Origin of the sequence: Polaromonas sp. (assembly GCF_049790275.1) — a bacterium.
In the GTDB taxonomy this organism is placed as follows: Bacteria; Pseudomonadota; Gammaproteobacteria; order Burkholderiales; family Burkholderiaceae_C; genus Polaromonas.
In genome coordinates this window covers 1-4,848 of sequence record NZ_JBAQYR010000175.1, presented here as the reverse complement: position 1 = coordinate 4,848, position 4,848 = coordinate 1, and the positions used below count along the sequence as shown (strand labels likewise).

Sequence of the window (4,848 nt, the reverse complement as noted above, 5' to 3'; positions counted from 1 at the left end):
GCCCTGGCCAAAGCGGCTACCCACCAGCCCGCCCAGCACCGCGCCGGCGGCGACGCGGCCCGCATTGTTCTGAGGCGCGGGGGCTGCCTGTTGGGCCGCCGCCTGGTTCAGCGCCGGATGGCCGTAGTTGATCTGGGGTTGCCGGGGCGCGGCACAACCAGCGGCCATGCCGCCGGCAACAAGCAGGAACAGGGTGGGCAAGGTGTTCATGTGATCTCCCGTGTTGAATAAATGAGATTACCTTGCCTGGCATTTTTTTACAAGCAAAAAGCACTCACAGCCCTTTGATACCGGGCGCAAGCAGCTATCAATTTCATAGCGTACGCGGTGCTTTCAGCAACACGTGTCATTTGTCATAGTCCAGCCGGTAGTAACGGGCGCGGCCGCGCATCTCGGTCACTTTTTCTGCATAGGCCTGCGAGTCCGGATCCAGCAATGCGGCGTTGGCTTTGTAATTCAGGGCATGGGTGATGCGCACCCCGGCGCGATGCTTTGTGATGGGACCACCGCCGCGCCGTTGCACGTTGGCGGTGATTTCCTCGATGACACCTGACTTGAACAAGCCGCCTTTGGTTCTATGCCACACGGTGGGTGGGTAGATTGCGTCGGCGTGGCAACAATAGGCGCCGGGGCGCAACTGCATGCTCGATGGAATGACCAAACGGGATGCCGATATCACGACCTGAACATCGACCAGCTGCGGCAGCGGCGTCACCACCTCCGCACAGATTTTCAGCCCGAATGACAGTCCCTCGGCTTCGAAAACGCTGTCGCGAGCACCATGCACAAAAAAGACATCTTCACCGTCGGAGACGCGGTCGGTTTCATTGCCATTGTCCCGTTTATGGTACTTGAGCAGCAGGTCGCCCTGATGCATCACGTAGCAGGTGTTGCGTGCCAGATAGTATTGCTCACCGCTGCTTTGTGCCTGAGTGAAGGCCTTGGTGTCCCTGTTGGAATAGATATCGGTGCCGCCCAGCTTGCGCTGGGCCAGGGCCTTCTGGCCGCGGTTGTTGTGCCGGGCTGGCTCGGGGTGGTCCGGGCGAAGGGCCGGTTTTTTCCAGGCAATGGTGCCGGGGAAAAGCAGCACATTGGGAAAGTCATCACTGAGCTTGGCCAGTTCCGTGAGCAGATGGTCTTTCTCCTCCTCGCTGACGAAGTGTTCAGAGGCATTACGCGCAAACAGGTATTCCGGTGCGGCAAACAGCGTGACGTTGCGCCGGTCCGGAGGCCCGGGGTATGTCCTGAAAAATGCATCGGCCTTGCCCACGCGTTTTCTGAGCAAGGCCATGCGTTCATCCAGGCTTCTGGCCGCCACAGTGTTGGTCAGTGTGCGTTCGTATTCGGCAAGCTGGGGCTTGCTGTGGCTGTTGACGACCATGGTCGGAACCTGCCAGAGCGCAATATTGATCCTGTATTTGGCCATCCTGATCCTCCGCGAACAGGTGAACGCCGGGCATTCGCCATCGTGTCCGGCGCAGCTTATACGAAAAACATGTGTTTGGCCTTATGGAGCGGGCGCACACCACTATCCAAATGATAGCGAACCTGTGGCGCATTGCATCACCCCTGTCTGCGACGGTCGAGACGCCACTGGTTGTTGCAGCCGGCCCGGTAACAGGAGAAACTGGGGAACACAAACACGATCCCTATGGCATGAATCCAGACTACGACCCCGACAAGGCACACCATCGTCCGCAAGGCTTCCAGAACGTTCACGCCGAGTTCACGGCCAAAAGCCTGGCAGAGGTGCTGCGCTGGCGCTGGGATGCGTCGCGCCGCGGCTTGCCGCCGCCGCCCACGCAGCCCATTCCCACGCAACTGGCCGACATCGATTTCCTGCACCGCAACGCCAGCGCAGCGAAGCAGATGCAGCCGTCCGTCACCTGGATCGGCCATTCCACGGTGCTGGTCAAGCTGGGCGGGCTGACGCTGCTGACCGACCCGATTATTTCCGACCGTGCCTCGCCCTTTTCCTTTCTGGGGCCGAAACGCCACCAGCCACCGGGCATCCCGGTGGGCAATCTGCCGCATGTGGACCTGGTCCTGACTTCGCACAACCACTATGACCACCTTGACGAAGCATCGGTGGATGCGCTGAACCGCCAGCCCGGTGGTCCGCCCCTGTTCGTGGTGCCGCTCGGCCTCAAGGCCTGGCTGGCAGGGCGCGGCATCCGTCATGCCGTGGAGCTGGACTGGTGGCAAAGCCACATGCTCCAGGCACCCGGCGGTGATGTCGAGATCACGCTGGTGCCGGCGCAACATTGGTCGGCACGCGGCTTGACGGACCGGATGGCGACGCTGTGGGGAGGTTTTGCCGTTTTCGCGCAGGATTGCCATCTCTTTTATGCGGGTGACACCGGCTACTCACGGGACTTCACCGACATGCGTACACGTTTCGCCCACCGGCAGGGTCACGCGCAGGGAGGCGGGTTCGACATGGCGCTGATTCCGATTGGCGCCTATGAGCCGCGCTGGTTCATGGCGACGCAGCATGTGAATGCGGAAGAAGCGGTGAAGATCCACCGCGACCTCGGTGCGAAGCGCTCACTCGGTGTGCATTGGGGCACCTTCGAGCTGACCGATGAGCCGCTCGACGAACCGCCGAGAGCCCTGGCCGCCCAGCGCAGCGTCCAGGGCCTGTCGGAGGAAGAGTTTTTTGTGATGGCCGTTGGCGAAACGCGTGTGCTGAAGCCCCGCTGAGCTTGCGCCCCGCCTGGCCTGGCTGTCAGCGTTCCACCGTCTTGTTCCAGCGGGCGTTCCACGCCGGGCGGTTCTCGTTGATCACGTCCCAATCCACCGTGGTCGCGGTTTTCATGTAGTCGTTCATCTGCTTGACGAGCGCCGCCGCGGCACCCGAGGCCTTGGTTTTGGGATTGGACGGAATCTGGTCGCCGTGCTCAAGTGCCGCGGCCTGCGCCTCCGGCGACAGCAGGTACTGGGCCAGCTTGTGGGCCAGCGCAGGCTCGCTGTTTTTGGCGATCACGCATTCGCCCACGGTGAGCACGGCAGAACCCTCCTTGGGCTGCACATATTCGACCGGCAGGCCCTTGTCTTTCAGCACACCCACAGCCGTCGGGGTCAGCGGGAACATGGCGGCTTCGCCGGTCTGCACCATTTCCGCAATCTTGGCCGAGCTCGGGATGTACTCCAGCACGTTGGGGCCGATGGTGGTGGGCCAGGCCTTGAAGCCGGGCTCCACATTTTTCTCGCTGCCACCCTGGATGCGGTTGAACAGCAGGAAGCCGTGCAGGCCGAAGGTCGACGAGGCCAGCGACTGGAACACGACCTTGCCTTTGAACTTGGGATCGGCCAGGTCCATCCACGAAGTGGGCGCGGCCCAGCCTTTTTCGGTGAACATCTTCTTGTTGTAGGCGAGGCCGGTCATGCCGACGTTGACGCCGGCGGCCATGTCGCCCTTGAAGCGGGCCGTGGGAAACAGGTCATTGAGGGCCTGGCTGGGCTGCATTTTCTCGCACAGCCCCATGCCGATGGCGCGGTACATGATGCCGTCGTCCAGGAACATCACGTGCATTTGCGGGTTGTCCTTGTTGGCCTGGGCCTTGGCCAGGATGTCCGACGAGGTGCCGGGCACCACCACGACCTTGACGTTGTTGGCTTTCTCGAAGGCGCCAAACACATGGCCGGTATAGGTTTTTTCCATCGTGCCGCCGTTCATGCCGATGTACAGGGTTTTGGTTTGCGCCAGGACCGGGCCAGCAGACAGGCCGGCCACGGCAACAGCGAAAGACACCGCAGCGGCGCGGGCGGACGGGGGGCTTGAAGGCAGGTTCATGGGGTTCTCCTGGGAACAAGGGTTGAGCATGGTGGGTCAGGCAACGGCTGAGGGAACAGGTCCGGTGGTTGCCGCACGCGGGCTGGAAGAAAACGTGAAACAGAAAAGGCGGCGATCGGCGTGGCGGTCTGGCCGTCCCGCACCAGGTCGGCGAGCACGGCACCCACCCCCGGGCCGAGCTGGAAGCCGCCGCCGGCGAACCCGAAGGCATGGAACAGGCCCGGCGTGGTGGCACTCGGGCCGAGCACGGGCTGGCGGTCCGGCAGGTAACCTTCCGTGCCGCTCCAGGTGCGGATGATGTGGGCATGGCGCAGGGCCGGCAGCAAACCCAGGACCTGCTGGCTCAGGGTCGCCAGACCGCTGCGCTGTGCACGGGCCCGCTGGTCGTCGAGCGCATAACCCTGGCCGCCACCGATGACGCAATTGCCGCGCGCCACCTGCCGCGCGTAGACGCCGCCGCCTTCCACGCCCAGGCTGAAATTCATGAACACCGGCAGGGGCTCCGTCACCGCCATCTCTGGGTGGCCGGACTCCATCGGTACCGTGTCGCCAAACTGCGCGGCAATGCTGCCTGCCCAGGCACCCGCGCAGTTCAGCAGGTAGCGGGAGCGGACTTCCAGCGCCTGGCCCGAGCGCAGGACAAATACCGAACCGTCGTGCACCGCCTCATCAACACCGGTTTGTTCCCGCACATCCGCACCCAGACGTCGTGCGGCCAGCGCAAAGGCCGGCGACACCAGGCGGGGATTGGCCTGGCCGTCTTCCGGGCAGAGGGAGCCTCCTATGGCGGCCTTGCCCAGCCAGGGGCAGCGTTCGCGCAAGGCGCGCACCGAGAGCATTTCAAGGTTCATGCCAAAGCCGTGCGTGCGTTCCCGGTAAGCCTCCAGCGAGGCCAGGTCGGCGTTGCTGCGTGCAATCTTCAGGTGGCCGGAGCGCAGGTACTCGCCCTCCGTGCCAATGAGCTCCGGCAAACGCGCCCAGAGGCCGTGCGCGCGCTGCGCCAGCGGCAGCTGGGCAACCGGCCGGCCCTGGCGCCGTACGCCGCCGTAGTT

At 63.5% G+C, this 4,848-nt stretch carries 5 protein-coding genes; 1 reads left to right on the top strand and 4 read right to left on the bottom strand.

Going from position 1 to position 4,848, the window contains the following annotated elements; all coding sequences use genetic code 11:
* Window positions 1-210: hypothetical protein (locus tag WA904_RS22235; protein WP_425199301.1), on the bottom strand; the 210-nt coding region annotated here is incomplete at its 3' end.
* Between the two features lie 136 nt (window positions 211-346).
* Window positions 347-1,426: a hypothetical protein gene (locus tag WA904_RS22230; protein ID WP_425199300.1), complete on the bottom strand. Its 1,080-nt coding sequence runs from the start codon at window positions 1,424-1,426 to the stop codon at window positions 347-349.
* Window positions 1,427-1,656: 230 nt separating this feature from the next.
* Here WA904_RS22230 and WA904_RS22225 point away from each other — a divergent pair, with 230 nt between their 5' ends.
* Entirely contained in the window at window positions 1,657-2,703 is a 1,047-nt protein-coding gene (locus WA904_RS22225) for an MBL fold metallo-hydrolase (protein WP_425199299.1), read from the top strand.
* Between the two features lie 25 nt (window positions 2,704-2,728).
* On the opposite strand, the gene WA904_RS22220 is transcribed toward WA904_RS22225, so the two are convergent.
* The gene (locus tag WA904_RS22220) at window positions 2,729-3,796 is read right to left on the bottom strand and encodes an ABC transporter substrate-binding protein (protein ID WP_425199298.1); all 1,068 of its coding nucleotides are present in this window, start codon (window positions 3,794-3,796) and stop codon (window positions 2,729-2,731) included.
* Window positions 3,793-4,848, bottom strand: a 1,056-nt coding sequence (locus WA904_RS22215; RefSeq protein ID WP_425199297.1) for an NAD(P)/FAD-dependent oxidoreductase, incomplete at its 5' end; no start/stop codon positions are given. The genes WA904_RS22215 and WA904_RS22220, both read right to left, overlap by 4 nt.